This is a genomic window from Streptomyces sp. WAC04114 (genome assembly GCF_019733245.1).
Lineage (GTDB): Bacteria > Actinomycetota > Actinomycetes > Streptomycetales > Streptomycetaceae > Streptomyces > Streptomyces massasporeus_A.
On record NZ_JAIGQA010000410.1, the window covers coordinates 1 to 685 of the forward strand.

The following is a 685-nucleotide window of genomic DNA, read 5'->3' on the forward strand; positions in this document are numbered from 1 at the left end:
AAGGGAGCCCAGGCTTCTTGGCTGACTGTGAAGGACGGGCGAGCGGTGTCCTTCGAGTCCCTGACGTGGATGGCATGTTCGGCGATCGCGATCTCTACACAGTCGTCACCCTGCGTGCCGCTGTAACTCGACTTGAACCAGGCGAGTTCATGCCTGCTGCTGCTCATAGTTCTCCTCGCAGTCGTTCCAGCAGGTCTCGCGATTCGTTGGGGTTGAGTGCCTGCGAGCGCAGTGTGTCATAGCGTCGACAGAGCAGGCTCATCTCTTTCGCGTCGGAGATCAGCCGACCGTTCTGCTGCCCCTCGGAGTACCCGAGCCGCCGCCCTTCCGGAGACTCCAAGATCCGCATGGGCCCGTCCAGGCACCCATGGAACTCCAACTCCAGTGGCACCACTTGAAGCGTCACGTTGCGCGGCGCGGTGAGCTCAAGCACTTGGTCCAGCATGTTCGACTGGACCTGCGCCCCACCCAGCCCGCGTCGGAAAACCGACTCCTCCACGATGAAGCCGAACGGCACGGTCGGCCGCTCCCGCATCATCGCCTGCCGTTCCATTCGAGCCGCGACCTGCGCCTCCATCTGCTCGTCGGTCAGCAGCGGGATGCTGTTGTCGAACACCGCCCGCGCATACATCTCCGACTGCAACAGCCCCGGCACCAACCGACACTCGTACGAGCACAGGCACAC

2 protein-coding genes are annotated in these 685 nt (G+C 63.2%); both read right to left on the bottom strand.

The genetic code is table 11. The features are described from left to right. Nucleotides 1-167 (bottom strand): DUF397 domain-containing protein (locus K4G64_RS39505; protein ID WP_221760653.1); only part of this gene is annotated, 167 nt, incomplete at its 3' end. Further along, a partial coding sequence (locus tag K4G64_RS39510; RefSeq protein WP_221760652.1) for a DUF5753 domain-containing protein occupies nucleotides 164-685 on the bottom strand: 522 nt, incomplete at its 5' end. The genes K4G64_RS39505 and K4G64_RS39510, both read right to left, overlap by 4 nt.